General features: G+C 58.1%; 30 protein-coding genes. 15 read left to right on the top strand and 15 right to left on the bottom strand.

Going from position 1 to position 24221, the window contains the following annotated elements; genetic code table 11:
• Positions 1–3: 3 nt before the first annotated feature.
• Complete coding sequence (locus JUI81_RS26700; protein WP_204125354.1) at positions 4–492, top strand: GyrI-like domain-containing protein; 489 nt, start codon at positions 4–6, stop codon at positions 490–492.
• Here JUI81_RS26700 and ada read toward each other — a convergent pair.
• The 5 genes from ada to JUI81_RS26675 all read right to left on the bottom strand — a co-directional run bounded on the left by ada (position 456) and on the right by JUI81_RS26675 (position 3626).
• Entirely contained in the window at positions 456–1529 is a 1074-nt protein-coding gene (gene ada, locus JUI81_RS26695) for a bifunctional DNA-binding transcriptional regulator/O6-methylguanine-DNA methyltransferase Ada (RefSeq protein WP_026331630.1), read from the bottom strand. The genes JUI81_RS26700 and ada overlap by 37 nt on opposite strands.
• Before the next feature lie 87 nt (positions 1530–1616).
• Positions 1617–2297, bottom strand: a complete 681-nt coding sequence (alkB, locus tag JUI81_RS26690) for a DNA oxidative demethylase AlkB (RefSeq protein ID WP_204125353.1) — start codon at positions 2295–2297, stop codon at positions 1617–1619.
• Positions 2287–2997, bottom strand: a complete 711-nt coding sequence (locus JUI81_RS26685; protein WP_019578789.1) for a 2OG-Fe(II) oxygenase — start codon at positions 2995–2997, stop codon at positions 2287–2289. Before JUI81_RS26685 ends, alkB begins: the two co-directional genes overlap by 11 nt.
• A 127-nt stretch (positions 2998–3124) precedes the next feature.
• Positions 3125–3295, bottom strand: coding sequence for a hypothetical protein (locus JUI81_RS26680; protein ID WP_086945763.1), 171 nt, complete (start codon positions 3293–3295; stop codon positions 3125–3127).
• A gap of 28 nt (positions 3296–3323) precedes the next feature.
• A complete protein-coding gene (locus JUI81_RS26675) occupies positions 3324–3626 on the bottom strand; it encodes a DUF1883 domain-containing protein (RefSeq protein ID WP_007900033.1) in 303 nt (100 codons plus the stop codon).
• A 212-nt stretch (positions 3627–3838) separates the two neighbouring features.
• Here JUI81_RS26675 and JUI81_RS26670 point away from each other — a divergent pair, with 212 nt between their 5' ends.
• Both JUI81_RS26670 and JUI81_RS26665 read left to right on the top strand, forming a co-directional pair.
• Positions 3839–4195 carry a hypothetical protein gene (locus JUI81_RS26670; RefSeq protein WP_019578790.1) on the top strand — a complete coding sequence of 119 codons (357 nt, stop codon included), beginning with the start codon at positions 3839–3841 and terminating at the stop codon, positions 4193–4195.
• A 72-nt stretch (positions 4196–4267) separates the two neighbouring features.
• On the top strand, positions 4268–4498 hold the full coding sequence (locus JUI81_RS26665; protein WP_007935641.1) for a hypothetical protein: 231 nt from the start codon (positions 4268–4270) through the stop codon (positions 4496–4498).
• 13 nt (positions 4499–4511) lie between these two features.
• Here JUI81_RS26665 and JUI81_RS26660 read toward each other — a convergent pair whose 3' ends face one another.
• Positions 4512–4793, bottom strand: a complete 282-nt coding sequence (locus JUI81_RS26660) for a hypothetical protein (RefSeq protein WP_018929069.1) — start codon at positions 4791–4793, stop codon at positions 4512–4514.
• Between the two features lie 140 nt (positions 4794–4933).
• Complete coding sequence (locus JUI81_RS26655) at positions 4934–5122, bottom strand: hypothetical protein (protein WP_007935646.1); 189 nt, start codon at positions 5120–5122, stop codon at positions 4934–4936.
• A gap of 280 nt (positions 5123–5402) precedes the next feature.
• Between JUI81_RS26655 and galU the strand changes: the two genes are divergently transcribed.
• Positions 5403–6242, top strand: a complete 840-nt coding sequence (gene galU, locus JUI81_RS26650; protein ID WP_003182953.1) for a UTP--glucose-1-phosphate uridylyltransferase GalU — start codon at positions 5403–5405, stop codon at positions 6240–6242.
• 130 nt (positions 6243–6372) lie between these two features.
• Entirely contained in the window at positions 6373–7731 is a 1359-nt protein-coding gene (gorA, locus tag JUI81_RS26645; RefSeq protein WP_204125352.1) for a glutathione-disulfide reductase, read from the top strand.
• Here the strand turns inward: gorA and JUI81_RS26640 are convergent.
• Positions 7728–8747, bottom strand: coding sequence for a DNA-binding protein (locus JUI81_RS26640; protein ID WP_204125351.1), 1020 nt, complete (start codon positions 8745–8747; stop codon positions 7728–7730). The two genes, gorA and JUI81_RS26640, sit on opposite strands and share 4 nt — an antisense overlap.
• Before the next feature lie 178 nt (positions 8748–8925).
• Here JUI81_RS26640 and JUI81_RS26635 point away from each other — a divergent pair, with 178 nt between their 5' ends.
• The 3 genes from JUI81_RS26635 to ahpF all read left to right on the top strand — a co-directional run bounded on the left by JUI81_RS26635 (position 8926) and on the right by ahpF (position 12264).
• Entirely contained in the window at positions 8926–9864 is a 939-nt protein-coding gene (locus tag JUI81_RS26635) for a site-specific integrase (protein WP_018929072.1), read from the top strand.
• 138 nt (positions 9865–10002) lie between these two features.
• Positions 10003–10566 carry an alkyl hydroperoxide reductase subunit C gene (ahpC, locus tag JUI81_RS26630; RefSeq protein WP_007935654.1) on the top strand — a complete coding sequence of 188 codons (564 nt, stop codon included), beginning with the start codon at positions 10003–10005 and terminating at the stop codon, positions 10564–10566.
• A gap of 135 nt (positions 10567–10701) precedes the next feature.
• On the top strand, positions 10702–12264 hold the full coding sequence (gene ahpF / locus JUI81_RS26625) for an alkyl hydroperoxide reductase subunit F (protein ID WP_019578794.1): 1563 nt from the start codon (positions 10702–10704) through the stop codon (positions 12262–12264).
• Between the two features lie 73 nt (positions 12265–12337).
• On the opposite strand, the gene gloA is transcribed toward ahpF, so the two are convergent.
• Positions 12338–12859: a lactoylglutathione lyase gene (gene gloA, locus JUI81_RS26620; protein WP_007935657.1), complete on the bottom strand. Its 522-nt coding sequence runs from the start codon at positions 12857–12859 to the stop codon at positions 12338–12340.
• Between the two features lie 134 nt (positions 12860–12993).
• Between gloA and JUI81_RS26615 the strand changes: the two genes are divergently transcribed.
• Positions 12994–13518: a DUF4946 domain-containing protein gene (locus tag JUI81_RS26615; RefSeq protein ID WP_026286641.1), complete on the top strand. Its 525-nt coding sequence runs from the start codon at positions 12994–12996 to the stop codon at positions 13516–13518.
• A gap of 174 nt (positions 13519–13692) precedes the next feature.
• On the opposite strand, the gene JUI81_RS26610 is transcribed toward JUI81_RS26615, so the two are convergent.
• From JUI81_RS26610 to JUI81_RS26600, 3 genes are all read right to left on the bottom strand, one after another.
• Positions 13693–14058: a histone-like nucleoid-structuring protein, MvaT/MvaU family gene (locus JUI81_RS26610; RefSeq protein ID WP_007935661.1), complete on the bottom strand. Its 366-nt coding sequence runs from the start codon at positions 14056–14058 to the stop codon at positions 13693–13695.
• Between the two features lie 233 nt (positions 14059–14291).
• Entirely contained in the window at positions 14292–15827 is a 1536-nt protein-coding gene (locus tag JUI81_RS26605) for an EAL domain-containing protein (protein WP_204125350.1), read from the bottom strand.
• A 103-nt stretch (positions 15828–15930) separates the two neighbouring features.
• Positions 15931–16803: a LysR family transcriptional regulator gene (locus JUI81_RS26600; RefSeq protein ID WP_028940665.1), complete on the bottom strand. Its 873-nt coding sequence runs from the start codon at positions 16801–16803 to the stop codon at positions 15931–15933.
• Positions 16804–16881: 78 nt separating this feature from the next.
• Between JUI81_RS26600 and JUI81_RS26595 the strand changes: the two genes are divergently transcribed.
• A complete protein-coding gene (locus JUI81_RS26595) occupies positions 16882–17829 on the top strand; it encodes a DMT family transporter (RefSeq protein ID WP_204125349.1) in 948 nt (315 codons plus the stop codon).
• Between the two features lie 246 nt (positions 17830–18075).
• Positions 18076–19152, top strand: a complete 1077-nt coding sequence (gene hppD / locus JUI81_RS26590; protein ID WP_007935668.1) for a 4-hydroxyphenylpyruvate dioxygenase — start codon at positions 18076–18078, stop codon at positions 19150–19152.
• A 67-nt stretch (positions 19153–19219) separates the two neighbouring features.
• Here hppD and rarD read toward each other — a convergent pair whose 3' ends face one another.
• A complete protein-coding gene (gene rarD / locus JUI81_RS26585; RefSeq protein WP_204125348.1) occupies positions 19220–20107 on the bottom strand; it encodes an EamA family transporter RarD in 888 nt (295 codons plus the stop codon).
• On the opposite strand from rarD, the gene JUI81_RS26580 reads away from it, so the two are divergent.
• Positions 20055–20252 (top strand): hypothetical protein, encoded by a 198-nt coding sequence (locus tag JUI81_RS26580; protein WP_172901162.1) that lies wholly within the window; start codon positions 20055–20057, stop codon positions 20250–20252. The genes rarD and JUI81_RS26580 overlap by 53 nt on opposite strands.
• A 50-nt stretch (positions 20253–20302) precedes the next feature.
• Here the strand turns inward: JUI81_RS26580 and JUI81_RS26575 are convergent, their stop codons facing one another.
• Positions 20303–21316 carry an aldo/keto reductase gene (locus JUI81_RS26575; protein WP_028940662.1) on the bottom strand — a complete coding sequence of 338 codons (1014 nt, stop codon included), beginning with the start codon at positions 21314–21316 and terminating at the stop codon, positions 20303–20305.
• A 69-nt stretch (positions 21317–21385) separates the two neighbouring features.
• Positions 21386–22285, bottom strand: a complete 900-nt coding sequence (locus tag JUI81_RS26570; protein ID WP_028940661.1) for a LysR family transcriptional regulator — start codon at positions 22283–22285, stop codon at positions 21386–21388.
• Positions 22286–22385: 100 nt separating this feature from the next.
• Here JUI81_RS26570 and JUI81_RS26565 point away from each other — a divergent pair, with 100 nt between their 5' ends.
• The 3 genes from JUI81_RS26565 (at position 22386) to JUI81_RS26555 (ending at position 24185) form a co-directional block, all read left to right on the top strand.
• The gene (locus tag JUI81_RS26565) at positions 22386–23102 is read left to right on the top strand and encodes an SDR family oxidoreductase (RefSeq protein WP_204125347.1); all 717 of its coding nucleotides are present in this window, start codon (positions 22386–22388) and stop codon (positions 23100–23102) included.
• A complete protein-coding gene (locus JUI81_RS26560) occupies positions 23099–23473 on the top strand; it encodes a hypothetical protein (RefSeq protein WP_019578802.1) in 375 nt (124 codons plus the stop codon). Before JUI81_RS26565 ends, JUI81_RS26560 begins: the two co-directional genes overlap by 4 nt.
• 349 nt (positions 23474–23822) lie before the next feature.
• Positions 23823–24185: a DUF6124 family protein gene (locus tag JUI81_RS26555; RefSeq protein WP_204125346.1), complete on the top strand. Its 363-nt coding sequence runs from the start codon at positions 23823–23825 to the stop codon at positions 24183–24185.
• The last annotated feature ends 36 nt before the right edge of the window (positions 24186–24221 follow it).

Raw genomic sequence — 24221 nt, 5'->3', positions numbered from 1 at the left:
CCAATGGATGTAAAACTGCGCGAAGTGCAGCCCTTCAGCGTCTCGGGTTTGCAGGTGCGAACCCGCAATGCCGCAGAGCAGCAGCCGGATACCGCACGTATCGGCCCTATGTGGGAGCGGTTTTTCGTCGAGGATATTTTCGACAAGATCGCCCACAAACAACCGGATTCCTTTATGTACGGCGTGTATTCCAACTACGAGTCCGACGCGTCAGGCCACTTCGATGTGACCGCGGGAGTGGCGGTCGCCGCACCCTCCGAGGGCTTTGCGCAGATTCAGGTTGAGGGCGGCGATTACCTGGTGTTCAGCGCCAAAGGGGCGATGCCCGATAGCGTCATTCAGGCCTGGGGCTTTATCTGGGCCTACTTCGAGGACAACCCGCTGGTTCGCCGCAAGTTCGCCACGGACTTCGAGGTCTACACCGGGCCTGAGTCCGTGGCGGTCTATATCGGCTTTCAGGACCCGGACGCGTTTTCACGTTCCAGCAACTGACGCTTGCGTTCCACGCCCCAGCGGTAGCCCGACAGGTTGCCGTCGCTGCGCACCACGCGATGGCAAGGGATCGCCACCGCCAAACTATTCGCGCCACAGGCCTGGGCTACGGCGCGCATGGCTTTTGGCGCGCCGATGCGCTTAGCGATATCGGCGTAACTGGCGGTGCTACCGGCGGGAATCTCCCGCAGGGCTTGCCATACCCGCTCTTGAAACGCTGTGCCGCGTACATCCAGCGGCAAGTCCAGGCCGAGGGCCGGGGCTTCGATAAAGCCGACGACCTTGGCGATCAACTGCTCGAACTCATGATCGGCGCCAATCAGGTTGGCGCGACGAAACTTGTCCTGCAGGTCGCAGACCAGTTGATGCGGGTCGTCGCCCAGCAGAATCGCGCAGACTCCGCGCTCACTTTGTGCCACCAGAATCGCTCCCAGAGAGCACTGGCCGACGGCAAAGCGAATGTCGTTGTTCTGCCCGGCCGCGCGATAGTCGCCGGGTGTCATGCCGAGCAATTGATCCGCTGCCTCATAGAAACGGCTGTTGGAATTGAATCCGGCGTCATACAGCGCATCGGTAACCGTGCCGCCATCGGTCAGGCGCTCGCGAACCTTGCGTGAACGATGGGCGGTGGCGTAGCCCTTGGGCGTCAGGCCAGTGATGGCTTTGAATACACGATGGAAGTGGAAACTGCTCAAACCGGCTGCCTCCGCCAGCTCATTCAACGCCGGTAACGTTTCGGCGGATTCGATTTGACGGCACGCGGCGGCCACGGTCGCGGCATGTTGGGCGGCGACGTCGCTGTGATCTTTCGCGGCCCGTTTGCTGGGGCGATAACCCGCCGCCTGAGCTTGCTCGGCCGTGTCGAAGAATTCGACGTTCTGCGGTTTCGGCAGGCGTGCCAGGCTGCTGGGGCGGCAGTAGATACCGGTGGTTTTCACCGCATACACAAACTGCCCGTCGGCACGTGGATCGCGCGCGACCACGGCGGCCCAGCGAGGATCGTTTTCGGTGGCGATTGTTGGCGATTGAGTTGTCATGGCTTCATGTCCGTTGACCCGTTTCATGCAGATTAACCAGCCGGCACCGACGCCACACTCCGGGTCTTGCGGTCGAATTCGACTGCATCATCGCGCAGTACGAAAAGTGAAATTGATCCGCTGTTCGCCCAGCCGCGGATGCTGGCCTTCCTTGATCGGCAATACGCCGTGGTAACGCAAACGGTCCACGCCGCCCCAAACCACGATATCACCGTGAAACAGTGGCACCCGCTGGCTTTTGGCGCTGCGTTCGAAGCCGCCGAACAGGAACGTCGCCGGTAACCCCAAAGACACCGACACGATGGGGGCGGTGTAGGCGTTTTCGTTTTTGTCCTGATGCAACGACATCCTGGCCCCAGGAACATAGCGGTTGATCAGGCAGGAATCCGGTACGAACGCCATAAACCCGGCCTCTCGCGCCGCCGCCTGGGCCAGTTCGAAAAACACCTCGGGCATTTCAGGCCAGGGCGCGCCGGTTTGCGGATCGTTGCGGGTGTATTGGTAGCCGTTGCGGTCGGTGGTCCAGCCCCAGGTGCCGCAACTGCTCAAGGCCACCGACATGGTAAAGCCACCGGGTGTGACCATCTGCCGAAACGGCGCCGCTGTCAGAACCGCCTCCAGCGCCGGTAGTAACCGGTCGAGCCAGGGCAGGGCAAAGCCCCTGAGGACGTAGGACTGTTCGCCGATCTGCTCGCGCCTGGGCTGCTGCTCGGGTTCGGCGTCGGCAAACAGATCGAAGGTGATCGGGTTCATGGGCTCATAGCGCATCGTGAAAGATGATTCCAAGGGTATGCCGTTTTCCACTGTGCAGGCGACTCACCCCATGACGCAGGGTCACTCGGTAATAGCCGCGAACGCCTTTAACCGGGCGCTGATTCACGGCAAAAATCAACGCGTCACCTTTCTTCAGTCCGATGACTTGCGGGCGCGATTGCATCCGTGGGCGTTGTTCGGTCAGCACAAATTCGCCACCGGTAAAGTCCTCTTCCGGTTCTGACAGCAGAATCGCCACTTGCAGCGGAAATACGTGTTCGCCGTACAAATCCTGATGCAAGCAGTTGTAGTCCTGCGCGCCGTATTGCAGCAATAAAGGTGTCGGGCGTTCCTGACCGGCGGCATGGCAGCGTTGCAGAAACGCTTCATGGGATTCGGGGAAACGGGTCGGCAAATCCATGCATTCGTACCAGCGATTGGCGATGGGAACCAGTCGAGGGTAGAGCGCGCTGCGCAACCGGGCCACCGGATCCGGTAGCGGATATCTGAAGTATTTGTACTCGCCACGGCCAAAACCGTGGCGCGCCATCACCACTTTCGAGCGAAAGGGTTCGGGGCAGTCGTACAGGGCGCTTATTTCATCGCAGGTCTTATGGCTTAAAAGCGATTTGATGATCGCGCAGCCATCCTGGTCGAGTTGCTGCGTAAGCGCGCCCCAGTCGAGGGCATCGTGGTGAATCGGATCGGTAAACAAGGGTTCTGACTCCTTGACCAAAAGGTCGAGGCGGCCAGTTTAGTGAGCGTTGCGAGAGCGGGCACTCCGGCGCTTGCGGTCGAATTCGCGAGGGGAGCAGACGTCCATGTTGTCGCTCCAGATCGCGTTACAGCGCTTTGCTGACGCTGATCTCGCTGATGACGTCTTCGCTCTGGCCATGCAGCTTGTCCAGCGCAGCCTTGGCTTCTTCTGCGGTGCCGTTTTCAAGCTGGGCGAATTCGAAGCGACGCTCGCCGTTGAGTTTGTATTTGATGACGTATTTGGTCGTCTGGGCCACGGTCATACCTGTCTGTTCTGGTGTGGGTTCAGCTCAGCTTCGAGCTGGAGCGGCGGATGATCTTGATCGAGTGCGTCAGGGTCGGTTTGCGGGTCACGCTGATCGGCCGGCGGTTGACCGTGTCGATGGTGATGTTCCAGAAACCGGTGCTCGGCGCGGTGATCCGGGCCGGGAAGGTGTCGAATGCGCCACCGTGATACGTGTGACGGCCGCCGTTCTTGAAGCTGCGGAAGTTGGCATCGTTCATCAAACGGATGTTGCACATTTGGGAGCACTGAATGACGACGATGTCGTCTTCGTTGAGGTGCTCGCGCTGGTGGATAAATTTCATGAGGCGCCTCCAGAAGGGCTTTTTCTACAAAATCAAAACGATAGCATGGGCGATTGGCGCAGTTTATCAGCCCGAACAGGTTATTATCTGGCTGTCGGGGTCCGCTTTGACAATTAAAAACAGTTATTTGGAATTCTATGAGCGATAAAAGCAGGGAGCCTTGGAGAAAAACAGCATTTGTGCTGTCGGAGGGTCTTTATCGGAGGTTTCATATGAAATGGGGTGTTCTGGTCGTACCGTTTGCATTGGCAGTGGGTGGATGTGCGACGGTCTCGGACATCACTGCATCGTTGCCTACCATGAACGTGATTTCAGGCAAGAAGCCCCATGAGTACGCCCAGTGCCTGGTCGAGAAGTTGGCCAGTAGCCGTGGGGCCCTGCAAGTCGAGCCGCAAAAGGATGGCATGCGGGTGATTGTGCCGCAGAAGTTCTCCTCGGGGCCGGCAGCGGTGTTTGACATTGAAGACCGCTCCGGTGGCAGCAGCATCAAACTGCATGAGCGCATCTCCAATGTACCGTTGCGCCCATGGGATGTGCGCAATGCCGCCACCGCGTGCATTTCTGGCTGATAGACTACCCTCGGTCAGCATCGATGCCGTCAAAGTCGCACTTTGACGGCATTGTCATTTCTGGAGTCGAGCATGAAACGAGAGCAGGTGCGGGAGCGCCACGCAGAGGGTCATATCTCTGCCACCCATGTGATTCAGAACCCGGCGAATCCGGGGGAGTGGATCGTATTTTTCAAGAAAAGCGCCGGGCGCAGTTTTTTCCTGGTGGATGACAATGATGAAGTCGAGTCCTTCAGCCGCCTCGACGATTTGATCGAGACCGTACGCGGGCTCGGGATCAAGTTCGCCGAAATCCATATGTAGGGCATTGGGTGCCCTACTTGCAGACCACCACCACACTGCGGTTCTTGTAATTGCCGACGTCGACGCCCAGGGTTTTGTCGCTTTCCTTGGTCGAAGGTGTACCGTCGGTACCGACAATCCGATAGCCGGTGCCGGCGCAAGAGGCATCGGCTTTTTCGTAGCAACTGGCCCAGGCGTTGGCTTCTCCGGAGCAGTCGATGGTCAGGCCTTGCTCGCCATTTTTCAGGTAAGTCGTTTCGGACGTGGCGCAGCCACTCAGGGCCAGTACCGCAATCAGTGGCAAGAATCTTTTCATGTCGTGGTCGTCGTCAGTGATGGGGGCTAAACGCTATGACAGCGGCTGCAACGAAAGGTTATAGCGATTGGCCACTTCGTTGCAGGCATTCACAAAAAAGCCCTGCGCAAAGACAGGGCTGCGGTCGCGCCAGGTTCAGCTCAAGGCTTGTCCTTGCCGCGCCGCTTGGGTGCTGCGGGTTGATCCTGCAACACCGATGCCACTTCAATCGCCAACGCTTCTGTAGGGAACGGCCCGGCAATATTCTCGCCGCCGACGCTGTCTATCCACCACTGGCCGTCTTTCGCCTGATTGATCAGGTACCCGTTGACGCTTTTTGCTGCCGACATCTATCTGCCTCGTTGGCTGGTTCAGGTGCGCAATGATAGCGCCAAATGCCCTCAACGGGTGCCGATGGGTGTAGGGTGGGGCAGATTGTCGCTAGACTGATGGCCGCGCAGGTCGTCGATCTCTGCTATCTATAAGACGTTGTGCAGCTTATCTGCGGAACTATCCATCAGAATATTTCTCTATGATGGCGTCGGTTAGCCAGTGCGGGGCATTGTAAGGTGCACGCCGCCTGATTAGACTGCGCCGAAACTCGTACACACAGCCCTTTCAAGGACTTATATGATCAAGAAATGCTTGTTCCCAGCAGCCGGTTACGGTACTCGCTTCCTGCCAGCGACTAAAGCCATGCCCAAAGAAATGCTGCCGGTGGTAAACAAGCCACTGATCCAGTACGGCGTCGAAGAAGCACTGGATGCCGGGTTGACCGAAATCTCCATCGTTACCGGTCGCGGCAAACGCGCCCTGGAAGACCACTTCGACATCAGCTACGAGCTGGAAAACCAGATCAAGGGCACTGACAAGGAGAAATACCTGGTCGGCATCCGTAAACTGCTCGACGAGTGCTCGTTCTCCTACACTCGCCAGACCGAAATGAAAGGCCTGGGTCACGCGATCCTGACCGGCCGTCCACTGATTGGCGACGAACCTTTCGCCGTAGTACTGGCGGACGACTTGTGCGTCAACCTCGAAGGCGACGGCGTACTGACCCAGATGGTCAAGCTGTACAAGCAGTTCCGCTGCTCGATCGTGGCCATCCAGGAAGTCGATCCTCAAGAAACCAACAAGTATGGCGTGATTGCCGGCGAGATGATTCGCGACGACATCTATCGCGTTCACAGCATGGTCGAGAAGCCAAAACCTGAAGATGCACCGTCGAACCTGGCGATCATCGGCCGTTACATCCTGACCCCGGACATCTTCGACCTGATCGAACAGACCGAGCCAGGCAAGGGCGGCGAAATCCAGATCACCGACGCCCTGATGAAGCAAGCGCAAAACGGCTGCGTCATGGCCTACAAGTTCAAAGGCAAGCGTTTCGACTGCGGTGGCGCTGAAGGCTACATCGACGCGACCAACTTCTGCTTCGAGAACTTCTACAAGACTGGCAAGGCTTACTGATAGCGGCCTGACCTGCTTGTATTGAAAAGCCACCTTCGGGTGGCTTTTTCATTTTTCGGCCCCAAATAGTTTGCAACGCTTGCCCAAGGGCCGCCCGCAGGTATGCTGGTGTCCTGCCGAGGAGATAGTAATGGCCTACGATTTTGACCTATATGTGATTGGTGCCGGTTCTGGCGGTGTGCGGGCTGCGCGGTTCGCGGCCGGTTTTGGTGCGAAAGTCGCCGTGGCCGAGAGCCGTTATCTGGGCGGTACGTGCGTGAACGTCGGCTGTGTGCCGAAAAAGCTGCTGGTATACGGCGCGCACTTCGCCGAAGACTTCGAGCAATCGCAAGGTTTTGGCTGGACCCCGGGCGACGCAAAATTCGACTGGGCGACGCTGATCGCCAACAAGGATCGCGAGATCAATCGCCTGAACGGCATTTATCGCAATCTTCTGGTCAATAGCGGTGTGACCTTGCATGAAGGTCACGCGAAAATCGTCGATCCGCACCAGGTTGAGATCAATGGCGAGCGTTACACCGCCAAAAACATCTTGATTGCCACCGGTGGCTGGCCGCAGATCCCGGAGATTCCGGGGCGCGAGCATGCGATCAGCTCCAACCAGGCGTTCTTCCTTAAAGAGCTGCCCAAGCGTGTTCTGGTGGTCGGTGGTGGTTACATTGCAGTGGAGTTTGCCGGGATTTTCCACGGGCTGGGCGCCGAGACCACGCTGCTGTATCGCGGTGATCTGTTCCTGCGTGGCTTCGACGGCGCAGTGCGCAAACATTTGCAGGAAGAGCTGACCAAGCGCGGCATGGACCTGCAATTCAATGCCGACATCGAGCGTATCGACAAACAGGCCGATGGCAGCCTGAAGGCGACGCTCAAGGATGGTCGTGAGCTGGAGGCGGATTGCGTGTTCTACGCCACCGGTCGGCGTCCGATGCTCGACAACTTGGGGCTGGAAAACACTGGGGTCAAACTCGACAAGAAAGGTTTTGTCGAGGTGGATGAACAGTATCAAACCGCTGAACCGTCAATCCTGGCCCTCGGTGATGTGATTGGTCGGGTACAACTCACGCCGGTTGCTCTGGCCGAAGGCATGGCCGTGGCGCGGCGTTTGTTCAAACCTGAGCAATATCGCCCGGTGGATTACAAGATGATCCCGACCGCCGTGTTCAGCTTGCCGAACATCGGCACTGTCGGCCTCACCGAAGAAGAAGCGCGAGAGGCCGGGCACGATGTGGTGATCTTCGAAAGCCGTTTCCGGCCGATGAAGCTGACCCTGACCGAATGCCAGGAGCGTACCTTGATGAAACTGGTGGTGGACGCCAAGACCGACAAGGTCCTGGGTTGCCACATGGTCGGCCCGGACGCCGGCGAGATCGTGCAAGGGCTGGCGATTGCCCTCAAGGCGGGCGCGACCAAGCGCGACTTCGACGAAACCATCGGCGTGCATCCGACGGCCGCCGAAGAGTTCGTCACCATGCGCACGCCGGTCGCGGGTTAATCGTTCTTCTGTGGCGCTGATGCGTCTGGCGCTGTCGCAACGACAGCGGCCAGGCGCGCGCTTTCATCCAGGCTTGCCTGCAACTTGATCAGTTCAACTTCCAGCGCTTTGTTGATGTGCGACTGCTCGTCAATGTTCTGCTTGAGCGACTGGCTTTCCAGCAAGGCAATGCGCAAGCGTTCCTGGAGGAGGGTGCGTTCGCTGTCGATGCGGGTGACCTGTTCCAGTAACTGATCCTGTCGGCTGTTGGTGTGCTTGAGTTGCTCCTGCAACAGGCTCAACTCCCGCAGCGTGCCCCGGTTTTCGGTCAGCAGACGCTCGTTGTCGCGATGCAGTTGGGTGATTTCATCCTGGCGTACCAGAGCGCTTTGCTGGGCCTGACGCAACTCCATCTGAATCTGCTGCACCTGGCCTTCGTGGCGTCGCTGTTCCTGCTCGCGCTGATCTTTGACGGCGTTGCGGTAGTGCTCCAGTGCTTCGCGGGCGTGCAGGTGTTTTTCTTCCAGTGAGCGGATCTGCTCGTCCTTGTCCTGCAAGCGTAATTCGAAATCGGCCAGTGCCTGGTTCAGCCCGGCGTTGCGGGTTTGCTCGGTTTGCAGCATCGAGCGAGTGTCGTGCAGTTCAGCCGATTCCTGGGTCAGTGCCAGGCTTTGAATTTCGTATTGCTGCTGCAATTCGGTATTGGCCTCGCGGGCCTCGTGCAGCTGGGTTTCCAGCTCTTTTCGTTGTTGTTCGAACTGCGCGCGTGCCTGGTCGATGGGTTCTTGCGCCTGCTCTTTCAGGCGTTGCGCCAGCCGCGCCACCAGGGCCGTCAGCTCATCATCGATCGGTTCGGAAGGTGCTGGTGCGGGTTCGGCGCCGTCGTCGAGCTCTTTCAGATAGCGATGGATCGTGGTTTTCGAGCCGGTATTGCCCATTTCGATCCGCACTGCGTCGATGCTCGGATGCTCGCCCCGGGCGAGGATTGCCGAGCGTGCCGCTTGCACCAGTGCCTTGTTTACGCCGCCACGTGCCATGTGTTCTCCTACGATTTGATACTGTGGTACGTACCACTAATATGCGCAATGTACCATGCCATGAATAAAGTTAAAAACTTGTAATAGCTGATGCGGGATATACTGGTATTACCCCGTGTGATCAGCTGTAGACCGGGTTTTCAATCGCCAACGCGGTACGTTTTCGAGCACTGAGCCCATGACCGATCTGGATCGCTACCTGCAAGCCGCTACCCGTGACAACACCCGTCGCAGCTATCGCGCGGCCATCGAGCACTTCGAAGTCAGTTGGGGTGGGTTCCTGCCGGCGACCAGCGATAGCGTTGCGCGATACCTGGTTGCACATGCGGGCGTGCTGTCGATCAATACCTTGAAGTTGCGCTTGTCCGCGCTAGCCCAGTGGCACAACAGCCAGGGGTTCGCCGATCCAACCAAGGCCCCGGTGGTGCGCAAGGTGTTCAAAGGCATTCGCGCATTGCACCCGGCCCAGGAAAAACAGGCTGAGCCGTTGCAGTTGCAGCATCTGGAGCAAGTGATCGCCTGGCTGGAGCAGGAAGCGCAATCCGCTAGGGCGCAGGGCGATCGAGCGGGATTGCTGAGAGCCAAGCGCGACACCGCACTGATCTTGCTGGGCTTCTGGCGTGGTTTTCGTAGCGATGAGTTGTGCCGCGTGCAGATCGAGCATGTACAAGCCAGCGCCGGTTCAGGCATTACCCTCTACTTGCCACGCAGCAAGGGCGATCGCGAGAACCTCGGGCAGACTTACCAGACACCCGCCTTGCAGCGCCTGTGCCCGGTGCAGGCCTACATCGAATGGATTACCGAAGCCGCGTTGGTCCGTGGCCCCGTGTTTCGTGGGATCGATCGCTGGGGCCATTTGAGCGAGGAGGGCTTGCACGCCAATAGCGTGATCCCGTTGTTGCGCCAGGCACTGGAGCGAGCCGGCATTGCGGCCGAGCACTACACCAGTCACTCCCTGCGTCGTGGCTTCGCCACCTGGGCCCATCAGAGCGGTTGGGATTTGAAGTCGTTGATGAATTACGTGGGCTGGAAGGATGTGAAGTCAGCCATGCGCTATGTTGAAGCCAGCCCGTTTCTCGGGATGACCCGAATCGCTGAAAAGCCGTTGGCGCTGTAGATCACGTTTTCTTCTATCAATACGCTCGGCTAATAGCGAAAACAAATCAGCAGCATCAGGTTTGCCAATGAGCCAACCGGCGATCGGGTGGGTAGGATTCACCACATCAACTTCTTAACCCCTGACGGAGAGTCACCGATGCCTATCATCAACAGCCAAGTTAAACCGTTCAAAGCTAACGCCTTCAAAAACGGCGACTTCGTACACGTGTCGGACGCTGACCTGAAAGGCAAGTGGTCTGTCGTTTTCTTCTACCCAGCTGACTTCACCTTTGTTTGCCCGACCGAACTGGAAGACCTGGCTGACAACTACGCCGAGTTCCAAAAACTGGGCGTCGAGATCTACAGCGTTTCCACCGATACCCACTTTGCCCACGCTGCCTGGCACAACACTTCGCCAGCCATCGGCAAAATCCAGTACACCATGATCGGCGACCCGACTCATGTCATCTCTCGCAACTTCGACGTGCTGATCGAAGAAGCTGGCCTGGCTGACCGTGGCACTTTCGTGATCAACCCTGAAGGCCAGATCAAAATCGTTGAACTCAACGATGGCGGTGTAGGCCGTGACGCTTCCGAGCTGCTGCGCAAAATCAAGGCAGCTCAATACGTCGCTGCTCACCCGGGCGAAGTGTGCCCAGCCAAGTGGAAAGAAGGCGAAGCCACTTTGGCTCCGTCCCTGGACCTGGTCGGCAAGATCTAAGTCTGTGACGCGCTTCATCAGGGCGGAGCTCCGCACCTACTAAGTAAGCTGCACCGCCCCATAAAACGCCCGGGCGAGATTCGCTCGGGCGTTTTTTTTCGACTTCTTTTTATCAAATACATGGAAATCGCCCGTATGTTGGACGCCAATCTTAAAGCCCAGTTGAAATCGTACCTGGAACGGGTCACTCAGCCGATCGAGATCGTTGCCTCCCTCGACGACGGTGCGAAATCCCAGGAAATGCTCGCGTTACTCAAAGACGTTGCCAGTCTTTCCACCCAGATTACTTTGCTCGACAACGGTAACGATGCGCGTAAACCATCGTTCTCGATCAATCGCCCGGGAGCCGATATCAGCCTGCGTTTCGCCGGCATCCCGATGGGCCACGAATTCACATCCCTGGTGTTGGCCCTGCTGCAAGTCGGCGGCCACCCATCGAAAGCCAGCGCCGAAGTGATCGAGCAGATCCGCTCGCTCAAAGGCGAGTTCAATTTCGAGACTTACTTCTCGCTGTCCTGCCAGAACTGCCCGGATGTGGTTCAGGCGCTGAACCTGATGGCCGTGCTGAACCCGAACATCCGCCACGTCGCCATCGACGGCGCGCTGTTTCAGGCCGAAGTTGACGAGCGCCAGATCATGGCCGTGCCAAGCGTTTACCTGAACGGCGTGAACTTCGGCCAGGGTCGCATGGGCCTGGAAGAAATCCTCGCCAAGATCGACACCAGCGGTATCGAGCGTCAGGCCGAGAAGATCAGCGCCAAGCAAGCCTTCGACGTACTGGTCGTCGGCGGTGGCCCGGCCGGTGCTTCAGCGGCAATTTACGCTGCTCGTAAAGGCATTCGCACCGGCGTGGCGGCTGAACGTTTTGGTGGCCAGGTGCTCGACACCATGGCCATCGAGAACTTCATCTCCGTGCAGGAAACCGAAGGGCCGAAACTGGCCGTGGCGCTGGAAGAACACGTCAAACAGTACGACGTGGACATCATGAACCTGCAACGCGCCGACAAGCTGGTGCCGGGCAAAAACGGTGAACTGCACGAAATCCATTTCGCCAGCGGCGCGTCCTTGAAAGCCAAGACCGTGATCCTCGCCACCGGCGCGCGCTGGCGTGAAATGAACGTTCCGGGTGAGCAGCAATACCGCAACAAGGGCGTGGCGTACTGCCCGCACTGTGACGGTCCGCTGTTCAAAGGCAAGCGTGTGGCGGTGATCGGTGGCGGTAACTCCGGCGTCGAAGCAGCCATCGACCTGGCGGGGATCGTGTCCCACGTAACGCTGCTGGAGTTCGACGTACAACTGCGTGCCGATGCGGTGTTGCAGCGCAAGTTGCACAGCCTGCCGAACGTCACCGTAATCACCAGTGCGCAAACCACTGAAGTGACCGGCGACGGCCAGAAGGTCAACGGCCTGCGCTACAAGGATCGTCAGTCGGACGAGCTACGTACTGTCGAGCTGGAAGGGATCTTCGTGCAGATCGGTCTGTTGCCTAATACCGATTGGCTCAAAGGCACCATCGAGCTGTCGCCGCGTGGCGAGATCATTGTCGATGCCCGTGGTGAGACGTCGATCCCCGGCGTGTTCGCGGCCGGCGACGTGACCACCGTGCCGTACAAGCAGATCGTGATTGCAGTAGGCGAAGGCGCCAAGGCTTCCCTGAGCGCATTCGATCACTTGATCCGTACCTCGGCGCCGGCATAAACGCCGAAGCTGAAAACACAAAACCCCATGAGCGATCATGGGGTTTTTTGTGGGTGGATCTTTTGATTTTGATTTACAGCGGTGCCGGCTGAATGATCTCGACCCAGTAACCATCCGGGTCCTTGATGAACGCCAGGCTCTTCATGCGACCGTCGTTCAGGCGTTTCTGGAAATCGCAACCCAGGGCTTCAAAACGTTCGCACGCGGCACGGATGTCTGGCACCGAGATGCAGATATGGCCGAAGCCGCGCGGGTCGGTGTTGCCGTTGTGGTAGGCGAAATCCGCGTCGTTCTCGGTGCCGTGGTTGTGGGTCAGTTCGAGAATGCCGGGGATCGATTTCATCCACTCGGTGCGGGCAGCGGCATCGGCCGGGATCTGGTTTTTATCGACCAGCGCCAGGAAGTACAGGCTGAACTCGGCTTCCGGGAAATCACGCTTTTCCACCAGCGAGAAACCCAGGACGCGGGTGTAGAAATCCAGCGACCGGGTGATGTCCTTGACCCGTAGCATAGTGTGGTTGAAGACGAACTTCTGGGTGGCGGTGTCAGGTTGGGCGGTCACACCAGGAAATGTATTGAGTTCATGCAGGCTCATGGGCCCTCCGGAAATTCCAAGAATGCTCACAATGATACGCAAGGGTCCTGGCATCGCCAAACCAAAACCGCAGGCTTGCCTGCCGGGCGGGTGAAGCTCAGACTTCGCGGCTCAATCCGTGAGTGTTCATTACAATGATCCGACCCTGTCAATTGATGTTCGTCCTGATGTGTCTGCTTTCAGGTGTTACCCGTGCTGATGCAGAAGCTCCGGTCGTGACCTGGCCCAATGGATGGACTGTCGAGACCGTTCCGCAAGACGAGGCCAAGCCTCAGGTTTCCCGTCAGCGCGCGGTAAAAAACGACCAGGACGGGACACCGGTAATGGTGATGGAGTTGACCATGACTCAAGTGGAAAGCGGTCATCAGGTGAATCTGGAAGGTGTGTTACTGGAAATGCGCAAGTCCGTGCAGAAGGACTTTTTTCAGGGCGGCTATCAGAGCGTCTGCAACAAAATTCATCCGACTGCCTTGAGCCGGTTATCGGCGCTGGAAACTACCTGCACCATTACCCAGAACGGTCGACATGTGTTGTCTCAAACATTGGTCGCCGCAGTCGACGGCGATAAAGCCTATGTTCTTTCCTACGCGGGGCAGGCTGAGGTTTATAAGGCAAGTCAGGGCGACATAGAGGCAGCTCGAAACAGCTTGAAACTTTAGTTTAAGGTTTCTGTACCCGCGTTTTTGAGCATGGCCCGGATTTTTAGATAGCCAAACGGATTAAGCACAAAGTTAGTCAGGCTATAGCGAATTGACCGGCGACTATCGTCGCATTTTAGACGGCATCCATGAAAAAGCCCTGCATTGGCAGGGCTTTTTTATTACCGTGAGCGCTTAGGCACGCAGCCAGGAGTCAACGGTGGCTGCACCGTATTGTTCCTTCCAGGCTTTCAGGCCGCGGTGGTTACCGCCCTTGGTTTCAATCAGTTCACCGGTGTGCGGGTTCTGATAAACCTTGACCACGCGAGCGCGGCGGGTTTTAGGCGCTGTTGCCTGCTGCAGGCCGGATTTCGCCGGGTGCGGGTCGAGAATGGCGATGATGTCGCGCAGGCTCTTGCCGTAGGTTTTCATCAGCCCCTGGAGCTTTTCTTCGAATTCGATTTCTTTCTTGAGCCCGGCATCGTTTTTCAGCGATTCCAACTGCTTGAGCTGTTCTTGAAGGGCCTTTTCAGCTGCACGGAATTCAGCGAGTCTGGACAATATCTTTACTCCAATAGTGTGTTTGGCTGAAACCAACCGCAAACAAAGCTATAAGCCAAGAGCCTTGAAGCGACTCGGTGATAATGACACGCCTGCCGATTTTGCACAGGTATGAAAAATTGTAGTAGTTAAATGGCCAAGAGTAAATCCTGACTTTTTCTTCATGTAACAAGAGTAGTCGTTTGATTCAATTTGGTGCGCATCATCATGCTCTCGGCGCTTAACGTGACTAGTTAATGATCACTTAATGCACTAATGAATTCTGCTCCGGGCATCGGCCGACCGAACAGATAACCTTGCAGAAAGTTCACGCCATGGGCGGTCAGATAGTCACTTTGCTCCTCGGTTTCCACACCTTCGGCGACGATACCCAGATCGAGTTTGGCCGAGAGTTCGATGATGCTGTCCAGAATGTGCCGGGAGAGGGCGTCGACACCGATCATGGCAACAAAGCTCTGGTCGATTTTCAGGAAGTCCACATTGAACTGACGCAAGTAACCGAGGCTTGAATGGCCGGTGCCGAAGTCGTCGATGGCGATCATCACGCCCAGCGCGCGAAGCTGTTCGAACAACTGCAGAGTGATGACTGTCGGTTCGACCAGTTCGCGCTCGGTCAACTCCAGCACCAGGTGGACACTGCCCGGTGCAAAAGCGCTGAGGAATTCACGGCAGTCTTCGACCAGTTCCAGGTCCCGGCAATGACTGGCGGTGATGTTGATGCCAATGTGGAACGGCCCGTCGAACGATGCCGACAAGGGCGCCAGCAATGTGGCGGTCTGTTGCATCAGCGAGCGGGTCATCGGCACGATCAGACCGGAATGTTCGGCAAACGGGATGAACAGATCCGGACGCACCAGGCCTTCCCTGGGATGTTTCCAGTGCATCAATACTTCGGTGCCGGACCACCGCTTATTGTCGCCATGCACCACGGGCTGAAAGTAAGGAATGAATTCTGCTGCCTCCAGCGCCCGCTGCATTTCACGGCTGGGCGACATCGAGCGCTTCTGCAGCACATGCCCGATCGAACCTGACACCATGCCGAAGAACATCAACAGACTGAACAGTGGCGGGTATTCACTACGCATGTAACGCCAGGTTTCTCCTTCGGGGAAACCTGCGGCCACCGTAAAGGCATATCGCGAGGACGTTAGCGTACTTTGTGCTACCGGCAAGACGGGTGGGGCGTCCTCGTGAACTTTGCCGTCGGCAGACAACCAGTTGGGACCGACTTGTAGCAACAGTAATGTCTTGCGGCCGATCAGGCGCAATTCGTTGCTCAGGTGATAACCGTTCAGCGTGGTCAATGCCCCTTTATTTCCTTCGCTGAGCCGATACACCAACAGCGCGGTATTGGGCGTGACGGGGTTGCCGTTCATGAGCCATAACTGGCCTTGGGTGTAGTCGCCGGGATTGACCTTTTCCTGATATTCACCGAACAACGAACTGCAATAGAGGTTGTCGTCCCACACCAGGTTGGTCGAGCGCACGAAGGGCCGGCGCGTAACTTGTTCGCGCAAGGCCAGTTTGACGTCATTGCAGTTTTTGCCAGCCAGCGGCAGTAGTTCTTGCGCGGCTTGGGCGGTGTTGTCGAGCATCAGTTCGAATTGGCGAATGGATTCTTCGCCAGTCAGTTCAGTACTCTGCTTGAGGGTACGTTCAGCCTGCAGATAGAGAATGGCGACTCCCAGCAACATCGGGAGCAATCCGCTCAAAACAGTCACAGTGATCCGGGTACCACGCTTGCGGCGACTTTTGACGTTCAGTGGCATTCGCAAATCCATCGCGATAAAAGAGGGCTCTCAAAGGTTGGCAGGTCGACATGCCTCCCAAAAGAGTTCAGCCATGATAGTTGGCTATCGGCCCTTATGCCGGTCAACCTTTAATCAATCTTGAGGCCAGTTTAATAAAGGCCAGCGTCGCGGGGGATGACTGACGCTGATCGAGCACCGCCAGACCAACCTGGCGGCTGATGGGGGGTGACAGTGGCTTTTTCACGTAGCGGCTGTCGTTGCCATCGGGCAGTGAGCCTTCGGCGACGACGGTCAGGGCATCGCCACGACCTACCGTGTCCAGCGTGCTGAGCAACTGCGAGCAGCGATACCGAATGTTCGGCGTCAATCGCGCCGTATTGAACAGGCGCGACACCAGCTCCGAAGACCCAGCCTCGGTCAGCACAAAAGGGTCGTGGCACAAGTCGCTCAAACTCACGCTGTCGCGACCGGCCAGTGCATGATCGGCAGGCAGCAGCGCGACCATCTGGTCTTCGATCAGTGCAATCGTGTCAAAACGTTCCTGGGGTAACACCACGAAACCAATATCGATACGCCGTTCTTCCAGCCACTGGATCACCTGGCGATCCGGCCCTTCATCGATATGAACCTCGATGCCCGGATGCGAGGCGCGGTAGTGCTGCAAGATCCTGGGCAACAGCTTGATCGATGAGGTCGGGCCGAACGAGCCTATACGCAGAGTGCCGGTTTTCATCCCGCGTGAATCGGCCGCCTCCTGACGCAAAGTGTTGGCCAGCCCGAGCATTGCCCGAGCGCGCAGTAATAGCTGCTGGCCGATATCACTGAGCTCGACCTGGGACTGATGCCGACGCAGCAGTTCGACGCCCAATTCCTGTTCCAGCGACTTGAGTGCGTGGGAGACCGCAGACTGGGAAATCTCCAAACGATGGGCGGCCGCCGTGAAGCCGCGCAGTTCGGCCACCAGCGAGAAAATCTCGAGTTGAGTGAGGGTCATGAGCTTTTACTCATTTTACGATGATCGATCATTAGTCGAATGATACGCCACATGCCCGATTTCTGGCGGTGGAGACTTATGACTACGTGTGAACAGACCCTTGCGAACCCTTCGGATGTGCCGGTTTATCTGAAACTGGCGGCGGTCACCATGATCTGGGGTGGGACGTTCGTCGCCGGGCGGTTTCTGGCCGACAGCCTCAGTCCGTTATTCGCTGCGAGTCTGCGGTTCCTGTTGGCGAGCGTGGCGTTGCTGTTGTTTCTGCTGCTGGCACGGGTGCCCTTGGTGCGCCCCAGCCCCAGGCAATGGTTGCAATTGGCGCTGTTGGGATTCTTCGGGATTTTCTTCTACAACCTGTGCTTCTTTTACGGGCTGCATTACATCAACGCGTCACGGGCGTCTTTGATCGTGGCGTTGAACCCGGCCGTGATCGGCCTGGCTTCGTGGCTGCTGTTCAAGGAGCGGCTGAGTCGGGCGAAAGTGGCCGGTATCGCGATCTGCATTGCCGGCGCCAGCCTGGTGATTGTCAGCCGCAATCCGCAGTTACTGGCCGGCAACGCCGATGCCTGGATTGGCGATTTGTTGATCTTCGGCTGCGTGCTCGGCTGGGGCATTTATTCGCTGTTCTCCAAAGGCCTGAATCAAACACTGGGGCCGGTGCAGACGGTGACGTACTCGATTTTGCTCGGCACGCTGATGCTCTGGGTGACCAGCGCCGTGCGGGGCGAGTTGAGTGTCGCGGCGCTCACCGGGCTCGGCGCACAACAATGGTTGAGCCTGATGTACCTGGGCGTGCTGGGTTCGGCATTGGCCTACATTGGTTATTACGACGGCATCCGCAAAATCGGCGCGACGCGCTCGGGCGTGTTCATCGCCTTGAACCCGTTGACGGCTGTTCTTCTTGGCGCGTTGTTGCTGGGCGAACAGCTGACACTGGTGATGTGCCTGGGCGGCGGGCTGATCCTGGCGGGGATTTTCCTGTGCAACAAACCGCTTGCGCAGGCCACGAAAAAGGGGATTGTATAAGAAGGCGGACAAACTGATTTACGCTGTGTAGAATCCGGTTACGCATACAATAATAATCGTCTTCTGGCAGCAGAAGCCTCGCCCGCAAGAGCCTTGGGTCGACAATGAAGATATTCGGGTTTCAATTGATCTACGGTGACTTCCTCGCCCGCAGCGTGAGGGGCATCTCCTGCGCGCCACCCGCCGGTCTCAGCATTGCTAGCAACTAACGATCCGTTAATTCTAAAAGCATGATGAGGCGCCAAAATGGCAGATTTATACGAAAACCCAATGGGCCTGATGGGCTTTGAGTTCATCGAATTCGCATCGCCGACCCCGAACACCCTGGAGCCGATCTTCGAGATCATGGGCTTCACCAAGGTCGCGACCCACCGTTCCAAAGACGTGCACCTGTATCGCCAGGGCTCGATCAACCTGATCCTCAACAACGAACCCCACAGCGTGGCCTCGTACTTCGCGGCCGAGCACGGCCCGTCGGTGTGCGGCATGGCGTTCCGGGTCAAGGATTCGCAAAAGGCCTACAAGCGTGCCCTGGAACTCGGCGCCCAGCCGATCCACATCGAAACCGGCCCGATGGAACTGCACCTGCCGGCGATCAAAGGCATCGGCGGCGCGCCGTTGTACCTGATCGACCGTTTCGGTGAAGGCAGCTCGATCTACGACATCGACTTCGTGTTCATAGAAGGCGTTGACCGCAACCCGGTCGGCGCCGGTCTGAAGATCATCGACCACCTGACCCACAACGTGTATCGCGGTCGCATGGCCTACTGGGCCAACTTCTACGAGAAGCTGTTCAACTTCCGCGAAATCCGTTACTTCGACATCAAAGGCGAATACACCGGCCTGACATCCAAGGCGATGACCGCGCCGGACGGCATGATCCGCATCCCGCTGAACGAAGAGTCGTCCAAGGGCGCCGGGCAGATCGAAGAGTTCCTGATGCAGTTCAACGGCGAGGGCATCCAGCACGTGGCGTTCCTCACCGATAACCTGATCGATACTTGGGACCGTCTTAAGAAAATCGGCATGCGCTTCATGACGCCGCCGCCGGACACCTACTACGAAATGCTCGAAGGCCGTTTGCCGAACCACGGCGAGCCGGTTGATCAACTGCAAGCACGGGGCATCTTGCTGGACGGTTCGTCCGAGCCTGGCGACAAGCGTCTGCTGCTGCAGATTTTCTCGGAAACCCTGATGGGGCCGGTGTTCTTCGAGTTCATCCAGCGTAAAGGCGACGATGGTTTCGGCGAAGGCAACTTCAAGGCACTGTTCGAATCCATCGAGCGTGACCAGGTTCGTCGCGGTGTGCTCTCTACCGATTAAGCCGTTCCTGATGTGAAAAAGCCCGGTCAGCAGCAATGCTGGCCGGGCTTTTTTTTGAATCATGCAATTACATTGGCCGGCGTCGTTGCCGGACCAGATGCTTGAACCCTTCAAACACCAATACCATCACCGCCAGCCAGATCGGAATATAAGTCAGCCATTCGCCGGCCTTGATGCTTTCCCCCAACAGCAACGCAACGCCCAGCAACAGCACGGGCTCGACGTAACTCAACAACCCGAACAGGCTGAACGGCAGCAGCCGGCTGGCAATGATGTAGACCACCAGCGCCGAAGCGCTGATCACCCCGAGCAGCGGAATCAACAGCGACAGCCACGGATGTTGATCGAACACGCCAAACCCTTGTTCACCGCCCTGCACGAACCAGAACGCCACTGGCAGCATCAACGCCATGTCCAGCCAGAGCCCGCCAAGGTTGTCCGTGGCCAAGCGTTTGCGCAGGATGAAATAGATCGGATAGCCGATCACCACCAGCAACGTCGCCCAGGAAAAACCGCCGACCTGATACAACTCGTTGAGCACGCCGAGGCTGGCGAAGAACACGGCTATTTTCTGCAGGTAGGAAAGGCGCTCGCCATAGACGATTCGCCCGGTCAGGACCATGGACAGCGGCAACAGGAAATACCCCAGCGACACGTCAAGGCTATAGCCGTTGAGTGGCGCCCACATGAACAACCAGAGTTGCAGGCCCAGCAGCACTGCCGAGCCGATCAGGGCGATGAGCAACTTCGGCTTGGCGGCCAGCCGCCGAAGAATCTCGACCACGCGTTTCCATTCGCCGGACACCACCATGAACACGGTCATGCATGGCGCGGTCAGCAACATCCGCCAACCGAAAATCTCCACGCCACTCAAGGGGGAGAGCAGTGAGGTGTAGTAATACATGACGGCAAACAGCATCGAGGCTGTGACCGATAGAGCGATACCTTTAGACAAACTGTCCTCGCGGGTTGAAGGTCAAACGGGGCGCGCAGGATACGTGGTTTTTGTGCTGAATATTGGCCGGGTGATCGATATTTTCAACATCGCGATGGATGTTGCAGGCAAGCCTGCTCCCACAAGTAACTTCGTCGAAGCATAGTCAGCAGATCGACACAGAACCTGTGAGAGCGAGCCTGCCCGCGATAAACCTCAAGCCGAACGCGGTTTGCGTCCCGGCACAAAATGGCTCACATCATTGAACCCCGGCGTCGACGCATGCCCCGGTGTCACCAGCGAATCGATAAAGGCTTCATCTTCCGCCGTGATTTTCACCGCCTGGGCCTTGGTGTACCCGTCCCACTGTTCTTCGGTGCGCGGGCCGACGATGGCCGAGGTGACGGCGCTGTTGTTCAGCACCCAGGCGATGGCGAACTCGACGATGCCCACGCCACGGTCCCGGGTGTATTGCTGGATCTGCTGGGCAATGCGCAAAGACTCAACCCGCCATTCGGTTTCCAGGATGCGTTTGTCCTGGCGACCGGCGCGGCTGTTGGCGTCCGGTGTCACATCCGGCGCGTACTTGCCGCTGAGCACACCGCGCGCCAGCGGACTGTAAGGCACCACGCCGAGGCCATAGTTTTGCGCGGCGGTGATCTGCTCGGCTTCCGCCTGACGGTTGACGATGTTGTACAGCGGCTGGCTGATCACCGGCCTGTCGACGCCGAGTTTGTCGGCCAAACGAATTACTTCGGCGATACGCCAGCCACGGTAGTTCGACAGGCCCCAGTAGCGGATCTTGCCTTGACGAATCAGATCGCCGATGGCCGACACCGTAACTTCCAGCGGCGTGTTGTGGTCTTCGCGGTGCAGGTAATAGATGTCCAGATAATCGGTGCCCAACCGCGTCAGGCTGGCGTCGATGCCATTGAACAGGTGCTTGCGGCTCAAACCGCTGCGGTTCGGCACACCGTCCACCGGGCCGAAGCCGACCTTGGTGGCGAGCACCCATTCGTGGCGGTGGCTGGCGATCGCTTCGCCGACGATCTCTTCGGAGCGGCCATTGGTGTACACGTCCGCGGTGTCGATGAAGTTGATGCCCTGGTCCCAGGCCTTGCCGATGATCCGCAGGGAATCTTCGGTGCTGGTCTGTTCGCCGAACATCATGGTGCCCAATGTGAGGGTCGACACCTGTAAACCCGAATGACCCAGCGTGCGATAGCTCATGACGAAATCCTTTTACCGGTGAGAAAGCCTCAATCAAATACCAAGAACCGCAGCGCGGAGCAATCTGAATTATCGACGCAGTGCCTCACAACGCTCCTGCAAAAACGCTTGCAGCACTTTGACCCGTTCCGACACCTGTACCCGATGCGGGCACAGCAAATTGAACGGCACGCTTTCGCCTTGCCAGTCATCGAACAGCGTCACCAGGCGCCCGGCCCGCACATCGGCGGCGACGTCGAGCCAAGCCTTATAGGCGATGCCATGCCCGGCCAAGGCCCAGCGGCGGGCAACTTCGCCGTCGTCGCTGAGGTAGTCGCCGTGCACCTGAACCTCCATCACTTCATCGCCACGGCTGAAACGCCACTGGTTGTAGGGCCGGCCATCGCGCAGGTAGAGCAGGGCGCTGTGTTCGCTCAGTTCCGCCGGGGTTAACGGCACGCCGCACCGGGCCAGATACTCGGGGCTGGCGCAGGCCACGCGGCGATGCTGCGGCAGAATCGGCAGCGCCACCAACGTCGAGTCACTCGGCACACCGAAGCGCAGAGCCACATCGACTGTCTCGCGGAACAGATCGGCATGGCGATCGTTGAGCAGTAGCTGAAATTGAATGTGCGGATGCTCGCGTTTGAAGTCGTCAAGCCACGGCAACAGCACGTTGCGCCCGAAGTCCGACGGCGCGGCCAGTTGCAGCACGCCGCTCAAGCCTTGGGTTTGTTGCTTGAGCGCCTGCTCACCTTCGGCCAGCGCGGCGAGCGCCAGTCGCACACTTTCCAGATAACGCCGGCCTTCTTCGGTCAGGCGCATGCTTCGTGTGGAACGGGCCAGCAAGCGGATGCCGAGGCGAGTTTCCAGGCGTTTGAGGGCGATGCTGGCCGCCGCCGGGGTCAGTTCCAGGGCGCGGGCGGCGGCGGAAATGCTGCCGGAGTCGGCGGTGCGAACGAAGATCTCCAGATCGAGAATCGAGCTCATTGGTAAAAATCCTTTAAAGATCCTTCTGATTTACCGGGATTTTTCTTCGATTGGCAACCGGAGAAGATTGAATCTCCCTAACTCGACCGGAGATCGGCTCATGACACAACTCAACGCTTCCTTGCTCAATCAGACTGTAGTGGTGATCGGTGGCAGCAGCGGAATAGGCGCAGCCGTCGCCCGGGCCGCAGCCGAGCGTGAGGCCCGTGTGGTCGCGGTGAGTCGCCGCCAGCCAGCGGCTGACCTTGATGCAAACATCCGACACGAAGCGGCGGACGTCACTGATGAAGCGTCGTTGCGACAGCTGTTCGAGCGTATCGGCTTTTTCGATCATCTGGTGATCACGGCCGGTCCGGCTGTGAGTGCCAAACCGCTGGTCGACAGCGATTTGCAGCACGCCCAACAGGCCTTCGATGTCAAATTCTGGGGCACGCTGCGGACGATTCAGGTCGCACTGCCATACCTGAGCGCACGTGGCAGCATCACGCTGACCTCGGGTCTGTTGTCACGCAAATTCGTCGCCGGGCAGTTCATCAAAACCACCTTGAATGCGGCGCTGGAGGCCTTGGGCAAGCAACTGGCCAAGGAACTGGCACCGCGCCGGGTCAACGTCATAAGCCCCGGCGTGACCGACACCGAGGCTTACGCCGGCATGGACGAAACGCAACGCGCCGCGATGTTTGCCCGTACCGCCGCGGCATTGCCGGTGGGCCGGGTCGGCACCCCGCAAGATCTGGCGGCAGCGTTTATTCTGGCCATGGAAAACGACTTTATCAGCGGCACCGTCATCGACGTCGACGGAGGAGGGTTGCTATGAGTTGGCACTTTGATCATCTGGCCTTCAACACCCCCGACGGGCAACCGTTGCAGGAGGCCTTCGGTTCGTTGTTGGGATTGGCGCCGGGACGCCGCCCGCCATTCCCGTTCCCCGGACGCTGGTTGTATCAGGATGCGCAGGCGCTGGTGCATGTGATCGAACAGCCGACGTTCGATGAGACGGCGTTGAGCCACATTGCCTTTCGCACCGATGAGGAGGCTGCCACGGTGTTGCGACGGGTGCAGGCCAGCGGTTTGCCGTATCAGGTGGCGCAGGTGCCGGAAGACGGGATCTGGCAGATTTTCGTGCAGATGCCGGGTGGGTTGGTGATTGAGCTGGATGCCAAAGCAGGAAATCTGGCGGGTGTTTAAGGGCGATGTTTAAAAGACATTTCCAGATACTCACTGAGGCTACATGTTCTTGCGCCGCTGCCTACGACTGCGCCAGAATCCGCCGGCTAGTGCGCCTTGAGCCCGGGCGGTATCGTTTCCTTGTCGCTGAAAAACAGCGATGGGGTTTGGTAGCCCGGGATTATTGTTAGGTGCACAGCACCACCTTTTGCAGAGTTTCTGTTCTCTGGATTTTTATGGTGGTCATGCGCAGGGCGCTTTCGGGCGCGCCGGTTTCCTAACGCCCGGTCTACCAACCTGAGCATGGCCGCCACCCACTCGTTTGGTAGCGAGGGTGATGGCTCCTTTTATCTTGTTAGGAGTTCCATCTATGTTCAAACCAACGCCAAACCCACCCGAAACGGACGACGTTTCCCCCTACGAATCCACCGATTCCAAAAAACTCAACGAAGCCGCCGAGCGAGCGCTCGACTTCCACTTCCCGTCGAATGCCGACATCAAAGCCACCCCGCGAACGCGCAGCACCCTGTTTTCCGTGGACCCTGAGGCCACGACTGAAACCCTGGCGGTTTATCTGGTCGAGACACTGGCCTCGGTTGATGTGATGGTTCACCAGTTGGTGGATCATCTGGACGGTGAGTCGCGTTATGCGCTGTTGGGTATTTCCAATAGCATCATGGTGGCGGAGATCGCGGCGAATCGGGTGTTGGATAACGTCGGACTGCAGAGTTAGCGTAAACAAAGCACTTACCTCTGGAGGTGAACTTAC

The organism is Pseudomonas sp. 008 (assembly GCF_016861935.1).
In the GTDB taxonomy this organism is placed as follows: Bacteria; Pseudomonadota; Gammaproteobacteria; order Pseudomonadales; family Pseudomonadaceae; genus Aquipseudomonas.
Note: the sequence above shows the minus strand (reverse complement) of the source record. Positions and strands in the feature narration are given on the sequence as shown.

Bases quoted from the DNA above. Each gene is read 5' to 3' on its own strand.
- JUI81_RS26700 (WP_204125354.1), top strand. From the start codon at position 4: ATGGATGTAAAACTGCGCGAAGTGCAGCCCTTCAGCGTCTCGGGTTTG.
- ada (WP_026331630.1), bottom strand. From the start codon at position 1,529: ATGACAACTCAATCGCCAACAATCGCCACCGAAAACGATCCTCGCTGG.
- alkB (WP_204125353.1), bottom strand. From the start codon at position 2,297: ATGCGCTATGAGCCCATGAACCCGATCACCTTCGATCTGTTTGCCGAC.
- JUI81_RS26675 (WP_007900033.1), bottom strand. From the start codon at position 3,626: ATGAAATTTATCCACCAGCGCGAGCACCTCAACGAAGACGACATCGTC.
- JUI81_RS26670 (WP_019578790.1), top strand. From the start codon at position 3,839: ATGAAATGGGGTGTTCTGGTCGTACCGTTTGCATTGGCAGTGGGTGGA.
- JUI81_RS26665 (WP_007935641.1), top strand. From the start codon at position 4,268: ATGAAACGAGAGCAGGTGCGGGAGCGCCACGCAGAGGGTCATATCTCT.
- JUI81_RS26660 (WP_018929069.1), bottom strand. From the start codon at position 4,793: ATGAAAAGATTCTTGCCACTGATTGCGGTACTGGCCCTGAGTGGCTGC.
- JUI81_RS26655 (WP_007935646.1), bottom strand. From the start codon at position 5,122: ATGTCGGCAGCAAAAAGCGTCAACGGGTACCTGATCAATCAGGCGAAA.
- galU (WP_003182953.1), top strand. From the start codon at position 5,403: ATGATCAAGAAATGCTTGTTCCCAGCAGCCGGTTACGGTACTCGCTTC.
- gorA (WP_204125352.1), top strand. From the start codon at position 6,373: ATGGCCTACGATTTTGACCTATATGTGATTGGTGCCGGTTCTGGCGGT.
- JUI81_RS26640 (WP_204125351.1), bottom strand. From the start codon at position 8,747: ATGGCACGTGGCGGCGTAAACAAGGCACTGGTGCAAGCGGCACGCTCG.
- JUI81_RS26635 (WP_018929072.1), top strand. From the start codon at position 8,926: ATGACCGATCTGGATCGCTACCTGCAAGCCGCTACCCGTGACAACACC.
- ahpC (WP_007935654.1), top strand. From the start codon at position 10,003: ATGCCTATCATCAACAGCCAAGTTAAACCGTTCAAAGCTAACGCCTTC.
- ahpF (WP_019578794.1), top strand. From the start codon at position 10,702: ATGTTGGACGCCAATCTTAAAGCCCAGTTGAAATCGTACCTGGAACGG.
- gloA (WP_007935657.1), bottom strand. From the start codon at position 12,859: ATGAGCCTGCATGAACTCAATACATTTCCTGGTGTGACCGCCCAACCT.
- JUI81_RS26615 (WP_026286641.1), top strand. From the start codon at position 12,994: ATGATCCGACCCTGTCAATTGATGTTCGTCCTGATGTGTCTGCTTTCA.
- JUI81_RS26605 (WP_204125350.1), bottom strand. From the start codon at position 15,827: ATGCCACTGAACGTCAAAAGTCGCCGCAAGCGTGGTACCCGGATCACT.
- JUI81_RS26600 (WP_028940665.1), bottom strand. From the start codon at position 16,803: ATGACCCTCACTCAACTCGAGATTTTCTCGCTGGTGGCCGAACTGCGC.
- JUI81_RS26595 (WP_204125349.1), top strand. From the start codon at position 16,882: ATGACTACGTGTGAACAGACCCTTGCGAACCCTTCGGATGTGCCGGTT.
- hppD (WP_007935668.1), top strand. From the start codon at position 18,076: ATGGCAGATTTATACGAAAACCCAATGGGCCTGATGGGCTTTGAGTTC.
- JUI81_RS26580 (WP_172901162.1), top strand. From the start codon at position 20,055: ATGACGGCAAACAGCATCGAGGCTGTGACCGATAGAGCGATACCTTTA.
- JUI81_RS26575 (WP_028940662.1), bottom strand. From the start codon at position 21,316: ATGAGCTATCGCACGCTGGGTCATTCGGGTTTACAGGTGTCGACCCTC.
- JUI81_RS26570 (WP_028940661.1), bottom strand. From the start codon at position 22,285: ATGAGCTCGATTCTCGATCTGGAGATCTTCGTTCGCACCGCCGACTCC.
- JUI81_RS26565 (WP_204125347.1), top strand. From the start codon at position 22,386: ATGACACAACTCAACGCTTCCTTGCTCAATCAGACTGTAGTGGTGATC.
- JUI81_RS26560 (WP_019578802.1), top strand. From the start codon at position 23,099: ATGAGTTGGCACTTTGATCATCTGGCCTTCAACACCCCCGACGGGCAA.
- JUI81_RS26555 (WP_204125346.1), top strand. From the start codon at position 23,823: ATGTTCAAACCAACGCCAAACCCACCCGAAACGGACGACGTTTCCCCC.